At 68.7% G+C, this 14,925-nt stretch carries 8 protein-coding genes and 5 pseudogenes; 8 read left to right on the forward strand and 5 right to left on the reverse strand.

Annotation, left to right across the window (positions count from 1 at the left end):
* Nucleotides 1–280: pseudogene (locus AQJ27_RS48160) on the forward strand (hypothetical protein); the annotation flags it as partial.
* A 142-nt stretch (nucleotides 281–422) separates the two neighbouring features.
* Here AQJ27_RS48160 and AQJ27_RS48165 read toward each other — a convergent pair.
* Both AQJ27_RS48165 and AQJ27_RS48170 read right to left on the reverse strand, forming a co-directional pair.
* Nucleotides 423–1,064 carry a DUF6417 family protein gene (locus tag AQJ27_RS48165; RefSeq protein WP_235613970.1) on the reverse strand — a complete coding sequence of 214 codons (642 nt, stop codon included), beginning with the start codon at nucleotides 1,062–1,064 and terminating at the stop codon, nucleotides 423–425.
* Nucleotides 1,065–1,417: 353 nt separating this feature from the next.
* Nucleotides 1,418–2,470: an Lrp/AsnC family transcriptional regulator gene (locus tag AQJ27_RS48170; protein WP_067384645.1), complete on the reverse strand. Its 1,053-nt coding sequence runs from the start codon at nucleotides 2,468–2,470 to the stop codon at nucleotides 1,418–1,420.
* Nucleotides 2,471–2,872: 402 nt separating this feature from the next.
* On the opposite strand from AQJ27_RS48170, the pseudogene AQJ27_RS59830 reads away from it, so the two are divergent.
* From AQJ27_RS59830 to AQJ27_RS55295, 4 genes and pseudogenes are all read left to right on the forward strand, one after another.
* Nucleotides 2,873–3,223, forward strand: a pseudogene (locus AQJ27_RS59830) (alpha/beta hydrolase); the annotation flags it as partial.
* A 299-nt stretch (nucleotides 3,224–3,522) separates the two neighbouring features.
* Nucleotides 3,523–3,657, forward strand: a pseudogene (locus AQJ27_RS59835) (transposase); the annotation flags it as partial.
* A 41-nt stretch (nucleotides 3,658–3,698) separates the two neighbouring features.
* Complete coding sequence (locus AQJ27_RS48180) at nucleotides 3,699–5,546, forward strand: transposase (RefSeq protein ID WP_067384648.1); 1,848 nt, start codon at nucleotides 3,699–3,701, stop codon at nucleotides 5,544–5,546.
* A 152-nt stretch (nucleotides 5,547–5,698) separates the two neighbouring features.
* A pseudogene (locus AQJ27_RS55295) lies at nucleotides 5,699–5,836 on the forward strand (transposase); the annotation flags it as partial.
* A gap of 63 nt (nucleotides 5,837–5,899) precedes the next feature.
* On the opposite strand, the gene AQJ27_RS48185 reads toward AQJ27_RS55295, so the two are convergent.
* Nucleotides 5,900–10,090, reverse strand: coding sequence for a S8 family serine peptidase (locus tag AQJ27_RS48185; RefSeq protein ID WP_079065871.1), 4,191 nt, complete (start codon nucleotides 10,088–10,090; stop codon nucleotides 5,900–5,902).
* A gap of 192 nt (nucleotides 10,091–10,282) precedes the next feature.
* Between AQJ27_RS48185 and AQJ27_RS48190 the strand changes: the two genes are divergently transcribed.
* The gene (locus tag AQJ27_RS48190; protein WP_067384652.1) at nucleotides 10,283–11,281 is read left to right on the forward strand and encodes a helix-turn-helix domain-containing protein; all 999 of its coding nucleotides are present in this window, start codon (nucleotides 10,283–10,285) and stop codon (nucleotides 11,279–11,281) included.
* Between the two features lie 360 nt (nucleotides 11,282–11,641).
* On the opposite strand, the gene AQJ27_RS48195 is transcribed toward AQJ27_RS48190, so the two are convergent.
* Nucleotides 11,642–11,950, reverse strand: coding sequence for a transposase (locus AQJ27_RS48195; RefSeq protein WP_067384661.1), 309 nt, complete (start codon nucleotides 11,948–11,950; stop codon nucleotides 11,642–11,644).
* A 402-nt stretch (nucleotides 11,951–12,352) separates the two neighbouring features.
* On the opposite strand from AQJ27_RS48195, the pseudogene AQJ27_RS61125 reads away from it, so the two are divergent.
* Together AQJ27_RS61125 and AQJ27_RS48205 are read left to right on the forward strand one after the other, a co-directional pair.
* Nucleotides 12,353–12,703 (forward strand): annotated as a pseudogene (locus AQJ27_RS61125) (transposase); the annotation flags it as partial.
* Between the two features lie 140 nt (nucleotides 12,704–12,843).
* On the forward strand, nucleotides 12,844–13,128 hold the full coding sequence (locus AQJ27_RS48205; protein ID WP_067384669.1) for a hypothetical protein: 285 nt from the start codon (nucleotides 12,844–12,846) through the stop codon (nucleotides 13,126–13,128).
* Between the two features lie 15 nt (nucleotides 13,129–13,143).
* Here AQJ27_RS48205 and AQJ27_RS48210 read toward each other — a convergent pair whose 3' ends face one another.
* Nucleotides 13,144–14,724: an FUSC family protein gene (locus AQJ27_RS48210; RefSeq protein WP_067384671.1), complete on the reverse strand. Its 1,581-nt coding sequence runs from the start codon at nucleotides 14,722–14,724 to the stop codon at nucleotides 13,144–13,146.
* Nucleotides 14,725–14,925: the final 201 nt, after the last annotated feature.

The following is a 14,925-nucleotide window of genomic DNA, read 5'->3' on the forward strand; positions in this document are numbered from 1 at the left end:
GCTCAAGGCGCAGGGCATCATCGACTACGGGTACTCCGACACCAACATGTCGGACTACGAGGAGGACCACCTCGTGCCGCTGGAGCTCGGCGGTGCGCCCCGCGACCCCGGCAACCTGTGGCCCGAGCCGCACTACGGCACGAAGACCGCCTACACCAAAGACGGCACCGAGACGAAACTGAAGAACGCCGTCTGCAACGGCACCATCACTCTCTCCGCCGCCCGCAGCGCCATCAAGAACAACTGGACCACCGCGCTCCAGGTCACCGGCATCGGCTGACCTCCAGTGAGGCCGTAGGCCGCGCCGCGTGACGGGATCCAGAGGGGACCAGCTGCGCCCATGCGGCGCGGGAGCCCAGCAGCTCTGTCCCAGGAGCGCGGCGCGAGCGGCCAGGGTCTGCAGGAGGCCGCGCCCATCACCGTCACCCTCGCCCGCTGCCCCCCGCACCGCCCCGCGCGGCTGTTCCGGCCGCCGACGGGTTGTCCGAGGCCCGGGCCGGGCTGTGCACGACGCCGTACTCGCGGGCGAAGCGGTTGGCCTCCGCGGCGGAGCCAGTCATCCGGTGCAGCCACAACCCGTACGCCACCGACCCCATCTGCTCCTGCGTCAGATACAGCCGCCACCGCTTGATCCCGTGATCACACGAGGCCGTACGGACCTGCTCCCCCAGCCCGCCGACCGGGGGCACCCGGAGCTGATCATCCAGGCCGACGAAGACGCGCAGCGCCGCCATCTGCGATGGGATCAGTTCCACCGCCTGCCGGTCCGCTTCCTCCCTGCCGGGCGGGGGCTCGGCCCGGGGGCGGGAGCAGCCGTAGGCGAGGGTGTCATGGCCGTACGAAGTCGGGCGGGCAGCCCACCGCACGGGCCGACCCTCCAGAGCCGACAGCTCCGCGCGGTCCTCCCGCCCGGCAAGCTCCACCAGTCCCTGGTTCTCCAGGGCGTTCACCTGTTGCTGGTGCGGCGGGAGGAGCTCCGCGTCGAGCGTCCAGCCGTGCCCGGCCGCCTGCCCGCGCTCGCACAGCGCCTCCAGCACCGACAGCGCCCTCTCCCCACTCCTCATCCCACTCCCCCGCGTTGTCTGCCGCGCCCCATACGCGTTCGCCGACCGTAGACGTCGATGCCGGCCCAGGCAGCGCCAAGGCGGGGAAGGCCAGCCCATCGGGGGAATCCAGACGGCCGACGCGGGGCTGGGCGTTGAACATGCCCTGCCCGCACGGACCGACTCCGCCCCGTCGCCACCGGTCGCCTATAGGGCTTCTCACCACATCTGCGGGAGTCGCAGCCAACTTGCAGGATCGCAGGTCAAGAGCCTTGCACTACCCCACAAGGCCCTCAGATGCCGTCTCAACATATCTACAAGAACGCAGGACGGCGACGCACGCCTACCTCAACATCGGTGAGACGTCACAGTTGTCAGTTGTAGCTCTTCGACGCGGTGTTCACCCGACCCTGGCCACCTGGTACCGGCTGGACTGGCGCGGGAGTGCGTTTGGCGGCGCGGCTGACGATGGCCGTCTCGACGTGGGTGATGCCCAGGCCGACCAGGTCCCGGGAGAGGAAGCCGTAGAGGGCTGTCAGGTCCGGGAAGTACGCGGCCGCGTGCAGGTTCGAGGGGCCCGACGTCGCAAACGCGCCGTGCACCGAGGGGTGGTCGGCCAGCGCCTGCCCGGCGGCGGCCAGATGGTCGGGAGCCACGTGCAGCAGGAGCTTGGCCTCGATGGGCAGCCCGAGACGGCGCGGATCGACCAGGACCTGGGTGATCAGGCGGCCCCGGGCGGCCAGTTGGGCGAGGCGGCGGCGCACCGTGCTCTCCGGATGGCCGGTGCGCGCGGCCAGGGCCGCCGAGGTCAGGCGCGCATCGGGGGTGAGGGCGTCGATGAGGGACTGTTCCAGGGCATCGGTGTCGACACCGTACGGGCCCGGAGAACCGGAAGCGGTCGCCCCGGAGAGCGGCCCGGCCGGGCTCAGCGCCGCGTGTTCGGGCGCGGTCAGCACTTGGTGACGCCACTCGGAGGTGAGCCGGAAGACGTGCAGAATCGTGGCGCTCTCCAGGGACGTCACCGCCTGGGTGGAAGGCAGTTGGCGGAAGACCAGCGGGTCGCGTGAACCCGGCTCGGTGCGGGCGACCGCGAAGATCTCGTCACCCGAGGTGGTGACGTCGATGAACGGGATGTCCTCGCGTGCCGCGAGCGCGGCCACGATCGTGTCGAGCTTTCCCCGCAGGACCCGGATGCGCAGGAACAGGGCCCCGGCCGAACCGCCGTTGCGCGGTCGCGCGACCAATGAGATCACCACGCGCACGGTGCCGTCGGCCCCGAGCGCGTGCAGGCGGCGGCGCACGGTGGCAGGGCTGAGCCCCAGGACGCGGGCCGCCCGCTCCGCGGTGAGGCGGCCGTCCCACTGCAGCGCGGCCACCAGCCGCTGATCCATGAGGCTCAGTACGGAATCCGCCGATGCACGCGCCACGAAGGCAAGTTTCGCTCATTCCGTCGCCGTGCGGAGCCCATCTCGGGGACTGCGCCCCAAGCATGGATGGCATCCACTCCGCCCCGTCCCTGACGCGCGTCAGCGTCGGCGGACCCGCACCACGGAAGGAGCACCCGATGATCCTCGACCCACGCATCTGGTTCCCCGGCCTGATCGGCTGACCGTCGGCACCTCCAGGGCCGCCACCGGCGGCCCGGCGAAGAGAGCCTGCGGCGCGACGACGCCGCAGGCCCGCGGCTTTCAGAGCACCCCGAAAAACGACGGTTCACCACGGAGGTCCATGTGCCCGCGTTCAAGCAACGGGAGAAAGTACGCTTCGCCAGCGGTGACACCTCGTGTGCCGCCTGGCACTATCCGGGGTCCAACGGCGGCTGCGTGATCATGGCCGGTGGAACCTCGGTGACGAAGGAGCCGGCCTCGGACCTGTTCGCCGCGCGGTTCAACGACGCCGGTTTCGCGGTCCTGGCCTTCGACCACCGACGGTTCGGGGAGAGCGGGGGCGCGCCGCGCCAGATCGTCCGCCTCGACGAGCAGGTCGCCGACTGGCACGCCGCGATCGAGTGCGCAACCGGTCTGCCGGACGTTGACCCGGACAGGATCTCGGTCTGGGGCTTCTCGCTCGCGGGCGGCTACGTCTTCCATGTCGCGGCCGACCACCCGCGACTGGCCTGCGCGATCGCGCAGACCCCGGTGGTCGACGGCCGCGCGCTCGCTCCCCACGCGCTGCGCTCCATGACGCCCCTCTCGGCGCTACGTCTGTTCGGCCGGGGCGTCGCGGACGCGCTCGGGGGCCTCGTCGGGCGTCCGCCGCTGCTGGTCCCGACCACCGGACCGCGCGGCGCGGTCGCCTCGCTCACCACGCCCGACGCCATGGACGGCGACCGGGCCCTCGATCCCGAGCGTCACCACGCGAACTGGGAGCAGACGGTCGCCGCACGGATCGCCCTGCAGATCGGCGGCTACCGGCCCGGCCGCCATGCCTCCCGGATCCAGTGCCCCCTGCTGGTCGTGCGACGACCAGTTGAATCCGCGAGGCCACGATGTCCGCCGATGTCGATGCCGCCTGCGGCGCCGAGTACGGCATGCCGAGCGAAGAGCGGGTCAACTCCCGCAACGGCTACTGCCACCGGGACTGGGACACTCGGGTCGGCACCGAGGCTGTTGCGTTTTGGGTGAGGACCCTGGCTGCGGGGACAGGTGGGCGGCGGTGTTGGATGGCTGGGTGGCGAAGGGCTTCCGTCCGGTCGATCGAGACCAGCAGTTTCTACTCCCGGTGGACATGCGTCAGTGGCTTCCTGACGACCATGTGGTGTGGGTGCTGCTGGAGGTGGTCGGGCATCTCGACATCAGTGGCCTTGAGGCCCGGTATTCGCTGGGCGGAGCGGGGCGTCGGGCCTACGATCCGCGGATGCTCCTGGCCCTGCTGATCTACGCGTATGCCGACGGGGTCCGTTCGTCGCGGCAGATCGAGCGGTTGTGCCGCACCGACGTGGCGATGCGAGTCATCTGTGCCATGCAGGTGCCCGATCACACGGCGATCGCCCGGTTCCGGCAGCGGCACCAAGGCTCAGTGCGTGAACTGTTCACCCAGGTACTGCTGGTGTGTGCGAAGGCAGGGCTGGGTCGGCTGGGCACCATCGCCATCGACGGAACGAAGATCACGGCGAATGCCTCCCGGCTCGCCACCTGCCGCAGGCAGTGGCTGCAGCAGCAGGTCGACGAGATCGTCGAGCAGGCTGCCGCAGCGGATGTGGCCGAGGACGCCGCGTTCGGGGCCGCAGATCGCAGCTTCGACACGCCACAGCAATTGCGGGGGCGGCGTGATCGTGAAGAACGTCTCAAACGCGCTCTGGCCGAGGTGATCGCCGAGGAGGCCGAGCGGGGCCTGGACGCGGAGTCTGCGGCCGCGAAAGAGCGCGAGTTCATCGAGCGCACGAGATGCGGCCGCAACGATGTGGGATCCCGTCCCATCGGGGCGGATGCCGTGGCAATCGCCGAGGCCCGGTTGCAGGCCGCTCAGAATCGGCTGTCGCAGGAGATCGCGCTCAAGCGGGAGCGGATCGAGGTGATGCGGGAACAGATCCGGCGGTTCGAAGCGGGGAAAGGGCCCAAGCCTCCGGGACTGGGGCGGTTCAGCTTCGACGAGAACAAGGGCCGAGAGGTGGCCCGCGCCAAGCGGTGGGTCGCGCGAGCGGACCAGGAGCTGAAAGCAGCCCGGGAGCATGTGCCGTCGGCGCCGACAGAGCCTCCTGCGCAGCCCGCAGCGGCAACCGTGCCAGGCGGGGGCAAACGCGGACCCCGCCGCGAGAAGGCCAAGAGTGATCGCCCACAGGTGCGACGCAATGTCACCGACCCCGACAGCCGTCCGATGCAAGGGGCTGACGGCGGCGCCCTGCAGGGCTACAACGCTCAGCTGGCAGTGGGCAGTGACGGCCTGATCCTGAGCCCTGAGTTGGTCCAGGACGGCAACGACCGGCGTCAGCTGCAACCGATGACCCGGGCGGCGATGACGGCAGCCAGCCTGGTCCACCAGGCCCGATGCACAGGCGGATGTCTCACTGCGACCGGGTGCTGCATCGCGCCTTCGCGGCCTGTCACGGATGATGCCGGAGCAGAAAACGTACCCACAGACGGCTGTGGGAAGCCTGCCTGCCCGTGCCTGGCGGACTGGGCCGGCACCTTGTTGTTCGACGCCGGCTATTGGAGCGAGGAAAACCTCAACGCCCCCGGCCCGGACCGGCTCATCGCCACTGGCAAGAAACGGGACTTGCCCCGTCCCGGCCAGAGCCCTGCACCACTGCGCGAGGATGCCGATGCCGCGACGCGCATGGCCCACCGCCTGGCCACGGAAGAGGGCGCTGCCCTCTACAAACGGCGGGCCGCCACCGTGGAACCCGTCAACGGCCACCTCAAGGACCGTATCGGGTTGCGTCGATTCTCCCGGCGTGGCCTTGCTGCCTGCCAGGCCGAACTCGATTTCGCCGCCATGGTGTTGAACCTCGGCAAGTTCTGGCGCCTGGATCCGGCTCGACGCTCGGCCGCTCTGCCCACCTGACCAGTAAGACCCGCTGGGAATCACCTGCGTGCGGAAGCGCCTGCAGTTTCGCCTCACTTCGAGGCCGGTCGGCCGGACCCACGACCCAACCAATCAGCCCACCACCAGCAGCGACCTCAGTCCCCAGCCCCCAACCAAAACGCAACAGCCTCACCATTGACCTGGCCATCCCCAAGGTTCACTCCGGCTCCTACTTCCCCGGCTGGCTGCTGGAGCGCCGGCGCCGCTCGGAGCAGGCCCTCATCTCCGGGGTGGCCACCTGCTACCTGCTGGGCGTATCGGTCCTCCGTAACGCCGCGGGTCCGCAGGCGCCGTGGCGCCCGCGGACCCGGGTGGTCGAGCAGCGAATCGGATCAGTAGGAGAACTGCTGGATCTGGCTGCCGTCACCTGCGTACGTCCAGCCGGTCCGTGTCGCCGGGTCGAGCTGGACGACGCGCTCGTGATGGGAGTCGAGCTGGCCGGTCCAGGAGCCGAACTGCGGGTACTCGACGCCCGTCACAGTACGCACCGTCTTGCCCGTCTTCAGGTCGACGACGACGATGCGGCCGGTGCCGTTGTTGTCGGTGAAGCCGTACTGCTGGAAGCCACCCGTCGGCTTCAGCTCCGGGTACTTGAAGGCGAGCAGCGCCAACTGGTGTACGCCGTCGACGGCGAGCACCCCGAGGTCCGGTTGATTTCCGAGATTCACCGGGTCACCGCCGCCGAGTTGGCTGAGGTATTCGGTGCCGGCGAATACGCGACTGGGACGGTGGTACCACATCTCGTAGAGGTTGCCCTTCTGGTCGGAGGCGAGGTCCCCGGCGCAAGGGCTTCCCCCCTGGCTGTGGGTGACCGTTCCGCTGTCCAGGTTGATCGCGGCCACGGTGCCGGACCCCAACCCGGCCACGCAGTTGGCGTTTATGAGGATGCCACTCTGCGCGAAGAAGACGCCGGTCGACTCGTCCACTTCCAGCAGGCTGTACTGGGACGGGCCGTCCGGGGTCGCGAGCTCAAGCGGCTCCCCCTGCGTGCCGGTCGCCAGGTCCACGGGGAGCACGAAGCCCGCACGGTCGCTCGAACGGTAGGCGAGCACCGCTGCACGGTGGCGCTTGGCGTCCACCCGCCCGCCCGTCACGACGTACTGGTCGTCGACCCGGACGGGGCTGCCGACCTCGTTGCCGGTGCTCGTGTCGTAGGTCTCGAGCCACTGCTCGCCGGTGGTGGTCTGCTTGTGCAGGACCAGCGTGTGGTGGGCGGAGTCGACGCCGAACACCTCGTAGATGGAGCCGTACGCGGGGTCGCTCGTCAACTTGCGCCCATAGGTTCCGGTGGCGGCGTTGTAGTCGTACACCGAGCCTTCACCGGTGGGGCTCTCGACCGCCACGACGGACGTGCCGCCGGGGACGATCGCGAAGTCGGTCAGGTTGGTCCCGTCGGGGGCCAGTCCATCATCGTATCCCAGCAGCGACGTCGGCGAAGCCTGCCCGACTATCTTGCCGTGCTCGTCGACGGCGAACACCCGCAGGTCGTAGGCGATCGATGAGGACAGCTTGAGCGCGAGGGCGTCGAAGTCCACCGTGCCCTTTGTGCCCTTCAGCGGGCGGTCGAGCGTGGCCGGACTGTCCACCCCGTCGTGGTCGCGGGTGGTGCCGTCCTGGTTGCTGACCAGGTTGTACGAGCCGTATATGTTCGGCCCGGGCGCGGAGAACTCCAGCAGGGTGCCCGTGGCTCCGGGGATGCCCGATACGTCGTAGTGGACCGAGAACTGCGGTGCGGCCCGGTTGATCTCCAGCAGGTGGCCGAACTCGCCTGATACCTTCGCTGCCAGGGTCGGCGCTGCCGGGCGTTGCGAGGGGGCAGCGCCGTCGACGCGGATCGAGGCGAACTCGCCGTACAGCGGGCCTCCCTTGGAATTGCCCGTGGGGTTCTCCATGATGCCGATCCCGTAGATGCCGCCGCCGGCGGAGAAGGCATCGGCGGGGACGGTGAGCGTGCCGCGAAGTCCGGTCAGCGGAGTGGTGTAGGAGGCGGAGAAGATGGGCGCCGCCGCGGGATTCCAGTGACCGACTCCCGACACGACCAGCTGGGGCGAACTGACGTTCCGCACTCCGGTGAGGTCGTAGCTCACCTGCACGGAGTGCCCCGTCCTGACGACGGGCTGGACCACCGGGGCGAGCGACTCGACGTAGCCGCCGTCGGTGGGACCGAAGGTCAGCTCGTGGGTGGCCGAGGCCAGCACCTGGTGGCCGCGGCGCACCTCGAAGGTGAGCGAGACCTGACGGTCCGTCGCGAAGACGACCGGCAGTCCGGCCGCGATCAGCATCTGCCTGGGGGTCAGCCTGATCGCCGGCACATCGGAGGCGAACTCGTGACGCCCGATGCGCAGCACGTAGCTGACGCCTTGCCGGTCGGACAGGCCGGTCACATCGGCGCCGATAGTCACCGGCCCCACCAGGCCCTCCCCGGTGGCACTGGAGCCCGAGCCCGGTCCGGCCAGGTCGATGCGTCCGGGGTCGGTGGCCTCCACGTACGCGCCACCGAGCCCGCCTATGGTCTGGCGATGCGCCACGGAGAGCCGGACGATGCGGGGCGTGCCCGTGTCGGCGTGGCTGCCGTGCGCCTTGGCCAGGACCGCCTGCACAGCGGCTGTGACGTCGAGTTGCGGTCCCACGTGCAGCGGCTGGTCGATCTGCGGAGGCGTGGGCACGGCACGGCCGGTGCGCTCCAGCAGTGAACGGACGTCATCGGGCGACGGGTGCTGCCCGGTCAGCCGGGAGGTCTGCAGCACGACCGCGGCGGCGGCCGCGATCTCGGGCGCGGACGCCGAGGTGCCTCCGGTGAGGACCTCCTTCACCGACTGCGCGGTCTGGCCCAGGTGCTCGAAGGCGGGGATGCCGTCACCGGGCGCCGAGAGGTCCACGCGCGTGCCGAATCCCGAGGAGTAGACCCCGGAACCGTTGAGCCTGGTGGTTGCCCAGGTCCCGTTGGCCGATGCGGCTCCGCCGTTCTGCGGGGGAACGGACAGCGTGTCGTCGGTCGTGGTGGCGCCGGCGGCGATCGCGCCGGAGTCCAGCACCTTGCTGGGCGTGGTCGACAGCTGGTCGTCGTCGATCCGCGTGGTGTCGGCAGCCTTGCGCGTCACGTCGGTCGGGGTGCTGCCGCCGTCGGGCCCGACGGCCGCGTTGGTGAACAGCCGGGTGCCGTCGTTCGAGGAGACCACCACGGTGATGCCGTACTGCTGCACGATCGACGCGATCACGGCCTGCAGGACCGGGTCGTCCTCCAGGTAGCGTCCGGGGAGTCCGGCGGCGTCGGTGCCGTAACCCAGGCTTGCGGTGATCACGTTGGGTCGCGGCTGCTGCCGGGCCGCGGCCAGCAGCGCGACGCCGATCTGGCTGAACGTCGGCTCTTGGGGAACGACGAGCCGGTAGTTCGCACCCGGGGCGATGCCCAGCAGGTCGGAGGACCCGCTGCCCTGCATGCCAGGGCGCTGCAGTTCGTGCGGAAGCGGCGCCATCACCGAGAAGTCCAGCAGGACTTCGCCCAGCGTGTCGTCCTGCCTCCGGGTCGACCCGGTGGGGTCGAGTGCGCCGCCCGCGTCCGCGGTGTAAGTGGGGATCAAGGGCATCGTGGGGATGTCCAGGTACCGCTGACCGTTCTGGACGACGGTCGTCGGTCCCGTTTGGGCCGCGTTCGACTCATCGGTGAGGTCGCCGACCGAGACGTTGGTGATGGTCTCACCGGTGCCGGGCAGCTGGTTGAACTTCCGCTTCAGCACGCTGAAGGCGCCCGTCGCGTCCACGCCGCCGGCGTTGAGGAAGCTCTGCACCGAGGTGCCGAGGCCCGCGTTGTCCGGCACACCGTCGGAGCCGGGCGCACCGCTGTCCTGCCCCTTCGCCGACGAGCCGGCCTTCCCCGCCGTGGCGCTCACCGAGGAGGGCAGCGGCACGGAGCCGGTGTTCATGGGGGAGACGGTCTGGTCGGGCTCGGCGTAGACGACACCGGGCGTGGCGGCCAGCGCCCGGGCAGCCGCCGTGGCGTCGCCGCCGGCGAGCTGGACGACCTGGACCTTGGACAGGTCGATCGCCCCGGAGCCCAGCTTCGCCTGGGCGGCTGAGCGCAACTGCTTCGCCTGGGCGGCCGACAGTTCCGGCATCAGCGGTCGCATGGAAACCGCGTGGGCCCGCTGGAGCGCGGTGTTGACCGCGGTGTCTGAGGTCAGCGGGGTACGGACCTGCAGATTGCGCTGCTTGCCCAGCGACTTGCCCGTGACCTGGGTGGCCGAGCCGAGCACCACAAGGACCTGGTGAGGGCTGTTCTTCGCCGACTGCGCGGGCGTGGGCTTCAGGAACGAGCGCCACGGACCGAGCGCCGAGGAGCCGGGTGTGGAGGGCAGCGCAGCCCCCGCAGACGTACCTTTCGCACCGGAATCAGTGGCCGCCGAGCCGGGCCCGGGCGAGCTTGAGGGAATCGCGGCCGCGGGTATCGTTACGGCCGCGGTGATGGCCACGAGCGCGACACCGACGGCACCAAGCCGTCTACCGCGCGTGTGGGCATACGTCATGGGACACCTTTCTCAAGGAGCGAATCCGCGAACACGGATCCACACCGGAAGGCTCTGCCCGCTCGAAACGTGCTCAGGACAGCGCCAACTTCAGCGTGAAAGATGTCAACCGCGACCAACGAAACACAAGATTACGAGGCTGGCGGATCTCTGCCAGGTGGCGGAAGCCGCCACAGAAATTGGCGGGACGGTATGGAATTTAGCGTGCTCGGGCTTGCGGAAGAAACAGAACACGTCTACGTGACACTGGTCCGGCAGCCTCGCTGCACCTCTTCGGAGTTGGCAGACGTTTGCGGCATGCCCGCGACCACTGTGGGAAGACTGCTGTCCAAACTGGTCAAGGTCGGGCTCGCCGTGCAGGACGCCGGACGCCCGCCACGCTTCACCGCCACTCCCCCGGATGTCGCCGTCACCGCGCTGATAGACCAGCGCGAGCACCAGCTCAAGGAAGCACGAGCACTGGTACAGCGGTTGACCGAGACTCACCGAGAGGCGGCCCGGATAAGCCATCCCGACATGGCCGTCGAACTGCTCACCAGCCGTGAGCACATCAACGCCGCCGTGCACCGGCTGACTGTCGACGCCCGCCACCAGGTGCGTGCGTTCGACCGCCCGCCCTATGTCGACGGCCCCGGCAGCAACCTCGACCGCCAGCTCCAGCAGCAGCAGCGCGGCGTGATCCACCGGGTGATCTACGACCGCGAAGCCGTGGCCTGGCCCGGCAGGCTGAACAACGACATCGTGCCCAGCATGAAGGCAGGCGAGCAGGCACGGGTACACCCTGAGTTGCCCCTCAAACTCGTCATCAGCGACGACCGGACGGCCATCCTCCCCTTCAGCCTCGGACCCGGGGGCCAGTCAGTCGCCTACCTGGTCCACCGCTCCCCCGTGCTCGTAGCCCTGGAATCGCTCTTCGAGGCACAATGGGAGCGCGCAGTGCCGCTGTCGGACGCCCCACTGCCACCCGGCGACGCCACCACCGCGGCGGAATCCGAGGACGCAGAGCCTGATGAGGAGACTCGGTCCCTGCTTGCCCTGCTCGTCTCCGGCCTCACCGACACGGCCATCGCGCGCGCCCAAGGCTGGAGCGAGCGGACTACCCAGCGTCGCGTCCACCAACTCATGTGCCAACTCGGCGCCTCCACCCGCTTCCAGGCCGGCCTCATAGCCAGCCGACGCGGCTGGCTATGAAACGAGCACCAGCAAGCCTGACCCCAGCGGGACAAACAGCCTGGTCAACGACCCGAACCAGAGTTTTCACGCGGGACAGGCAACACGAACGGTGACGCGCATCACACTCCCGTAGGTAAACAGCCCGCTGAAACCCACAATTTGACAGTTTGCAGGAAAGCTGGACGAGTCTGTCCACATGCCTGCGGACACGAAGAGAGGGTGTTCACGATCCGTTTGGGGTGCAGATCTTGTGAGGGTGCCTCGTTGGGCCGGCGATCCACCGGTAATAGCCGGAGCGGGACACTTCCAGCACCCGGCATATCCGCTTGATGCCAAAGGTCTCGGCGTGGGCGGAGATGAAGTCCCAAGCGGCGGCCTTCACTTCGTCTCCCGGGCGAAATACGCCGCTGCCCGACGCAGGATCTCCCGTTCCAGATGCCATTCCTTCTCCGCCTTGGCCAGACGCGCGTTCTCCGCACGCAGCCGGGCCAACTCGCCCTCCGGACCCTCCACCGCACCGGCGGCTGGCGGACGGCCGTCCGCGTCGCGCACCCACGTCCGCAGCGTCTCGGGATTGACGTTCAGATCGGCCGCGACGTCCTTGAACGTCCGCCTGCCCGGCAAAGCCCGCCACAACGCGATCGCGTCGGACCGGAACTCCGCACTGTACTTCGAGGGCCGTGCCACGCAGATCTACACCTTCCAGGACCAAGAAGATCCATTATCAGGTGTCCACACCGCGGGGGTCGCCTCAATTCGCAGGGGTTCGGCATGTGTGTGGTTGGGCCGGGCTCCTACCTTCGGCGTTGAGCCGTTCGCTGTCGGGGCGGATGCCGGGTGAGGGTGGGTGGTGTTGTGCCGTCGTGGATTGCCGTGTTGGAGGCCAGGGAGAGTGCGGCCCGGTCCAGGGCCGAGCAGTTGCGTGAGCAGGTCACCGCGCTGTCGGAGGCGTTGGCGGGGGTCGAATCCGAGCTGTCCCGGTTGCAGATCACTCGGGAGACGATAAGCGAGGTGCTGGCTGCTCCGGTGGGCTCGCTTCCGTCCGGGGTCGAGCCGGTGCCGGTAGTCGGGTTGGCACAGGCCGCGGCGCTGTTGGTCCGCGCCCACATCCAGCTCCAGGCACCCATCGTGCTGATCTGGGACAATCTCAACACCCACCGGGCCTCCGGAATGCGCGACTACGCGGCCGCACACGACTGGCTCACCATCATCCAACTGCCCTCATTCGCACCGGACTTGAACCCGGTCGAGGGCGTCTGGTCACTGTTACGGCGCGGCCCCCTGGCCAACACAGCCTTCACCGACGATGAACACCTCGAACGCACCCTCCGCCGGGGCCTGCGCCACATCCAGCTCAGCCCCGACCTGATCGACGGCTGCCTTGCGGGCACCGGACTCACGCTCACCCACCAGCCGACAACAATCCGAAGAGCTCAGTAGGCATCACGGTCTGCGCCGCTAGCGTCCGGTCAGTACTGCGGCAGGGCAACATTCCGCCCGCGCCACAGCGGGATCACGACGCGTGGGCCTCCTTCCTACGCGCCCAGGCTTCGGGACTGCTGGCCTGCGACTTCTTCCATGTGGACACTGCGTTCCACCACCGGTTGTACGTGCTGTTCGTCATGGAGGTCGCCACCCTCCGCGTGCACGTCCTCGGCATCAGCGCGCACCCGAACCGGGACCGGGTGACCCAGCAGGTGCGGAACTTGATGATGGACCTCGAAGACCGGGTGGACCGCTTCCGGGTCTTCCTACGCGACCGGGACGGGAAGTTCTCCGACGCCTTCCAGGCCGCCTTCGACGGACGCCTGTCCGGCGATAGATTCGTATCGCGCCTCGGCTTGCTTGCATGGTCGCCTCGCTGACGTGTGGACGTCGCATCATGCCCGTGCCCGGATCATGCGCGAGGAGCGACGGGTGTCGCGACTGATCTGAGTAGCACGGGAGGTGTGATGAAGCAGGGAGACAACGGCATCGTGGGTGGCGCCGTGCCAGTCATTCTGCGCGCATCGCACTGCTTGCTCGTCCGCCTGTTGGCAGAGCTGCGCGAGGGGCGCACGCGTGAGCTCGTCTTCATTGCCCACCTCGCGCAGCAAACCGGAGAGTGCCCGTAGGCATTGGCAGCGCGGTATCGCGGTGTCGCGCTCACCGTCCAGATCGATAATGGAGCACAGTCGTTTGGCTTCCTCCGTGGCGGCCTCGATAACGGCCGGCAAATCGGCGTGGTAGACGCGCTGCTCGGACAGCCGCTGACGGGCGAGTTCCAAGTCTGCGATGGCCGCGGCCAGCGTTAGTGCTCGGCGGGTACGAGCCGTGGGGCTTGCAAGCCCGGCCTCAGTGCAAGTGGTCATTTCGTCCAGGAAGTCGGCGCAGGAGGCGCGAAGTGCGGCGAACCGTTCGATGATCTTGCGCTCTTCCCGGTCTGGCCACAAGACGGCGGTTGCGCCAATGGCAATCAAGGCGCCTGCCGCGTTGTTGCCCACGCGCTCGAGGGCGTCGACCCAGCTCATGGGCGATTCGAGGCTGAGGAGCAACAACATGGCGGGCACGTCGAAGACCGGCCAGAAGCCATAGTTGACCGAGCGCGTGGGCCTGGCCAGCGTTCCGCACAGAGCGATCACGATGATGACGATCACCTCTGGAGAGCCCTGCAGGGAGGCCAACAGCGCTGCCGCCATTGCGGCCCCTAGGATCTGTCCCCCCATACGTTTGATGACTCGGCGGGTGGTGAGTCTCCAACTCGGCCTCATTGTGGTGACGATGCCTATGAGAGCCCAGTCCGCGTGCGCCGGGGCAAAAAGCCTCACCATGCAGAAAGCGAGAACGAAGCAGACAGCCAGGCGCAAAGCGAAACGGAACTGCGGCGTTCCCTGCATTGCTGAGACGCGGAGGGAGGTAGCGTTGCTACTGAGCCAAGCCTTGATCGATCGGCGTGGTGCGCGCGCAGTATTGGGCGCGTGTGGCCCTCCGAAGAACGGTATGAAGAGCAGCACCGCGGCCCAGACTGGACCGAGTAGGAAGAGCCAGTAGTGCATGACCGGGTCGACACCGTGTCCTTGGTCGGTGCCGAGAACCAGGCAAATCAAAGGGATCGTGCCGACAGCTGAGAGGGGAACCAGCAGGGCGAGGAGAGCCATCGCGATGGCTGTCAGATCGGGGCGGCTCGCGGTGAGCGCCCCGATCATTGTGGCGACGCTGTTGCACAAGGCTGCGCTCGCCAATGTGCCGGCCCGGGAACGTGTGTCGCCGCTGGGTACGGTCAGGTAAGCGAGCCAGGCTGCGACGGCGGCGACTGCGCCCGCGGCGGTCCGGTTGAGGCAGATGCCGACTGCGAGAGGGGCTCCGATGGCCAGGGCAGCACCGATGCCGAGCCGCCAGCTGTATCGGCCGTTGCCTTCTCGCGACAAGTAGATCTTCAGCAGGCGTCGCGTCTTGCCGGAGCTCTCGGCCCAATCGGCCATGGAGAAGGTCCTCCTTCACGGTGTCGTCGGCTCCCGAAGCGGCGCAATCGCTGCTTCCTGGACCCGAGCTGTCGGTCGAGTTGGACCAGGAAGGCCGGGACGACACTCTCGACCGGCGCCAGCCCCACGGGAGTTGATGCGGGGCCGAATGGGCGAGACCGTGGCTGTAAGAACCGACGAGTGGTCCGGCTGCCAGCGCCG

This window comes from Streptomyces olivochromogenes (assembly GCF_001514115.1).
Taxonomy (GTDB): domain Bacteria; phylum Actinomycetota; class Actinomycetes; order Streptomycetales; family Streptomycetaceae; genus Streptomyces; species Streptomyces olivochromogenes.

Coding starts and splice junctions, on each gene's coding strand:
- AQJ27_RS48165 (WP_235613970.1), bottom strand. CDS start 1,064: ATGAGGAGTGGGGAGAGGGCGCTGTCGGTGCTGGAGGCGCTGTGCGAG.
- AQJ27_RS48185 (WP_079065871.1), bottom strand. CDS start 10,090: ATGACGTATGCCCACACGCGCGGTAGACGGCTTGGTGCCGTCGGTGTC.
- AQJ27_RS48190 (WP_067384652.1), top strand. CDS start 10,283: ATGGAATTTAGCGTGCTCGGGCTTGCGGAAGAAACAGAACACGTCTAC.
- AQJ27_RS48210 (WP_067384671.1), bottom strand. CDS start 14,724: ATGGCCGATTGGGCCGAGAGCTCCGGCAAGACGCGACGCCTGCTGAAG.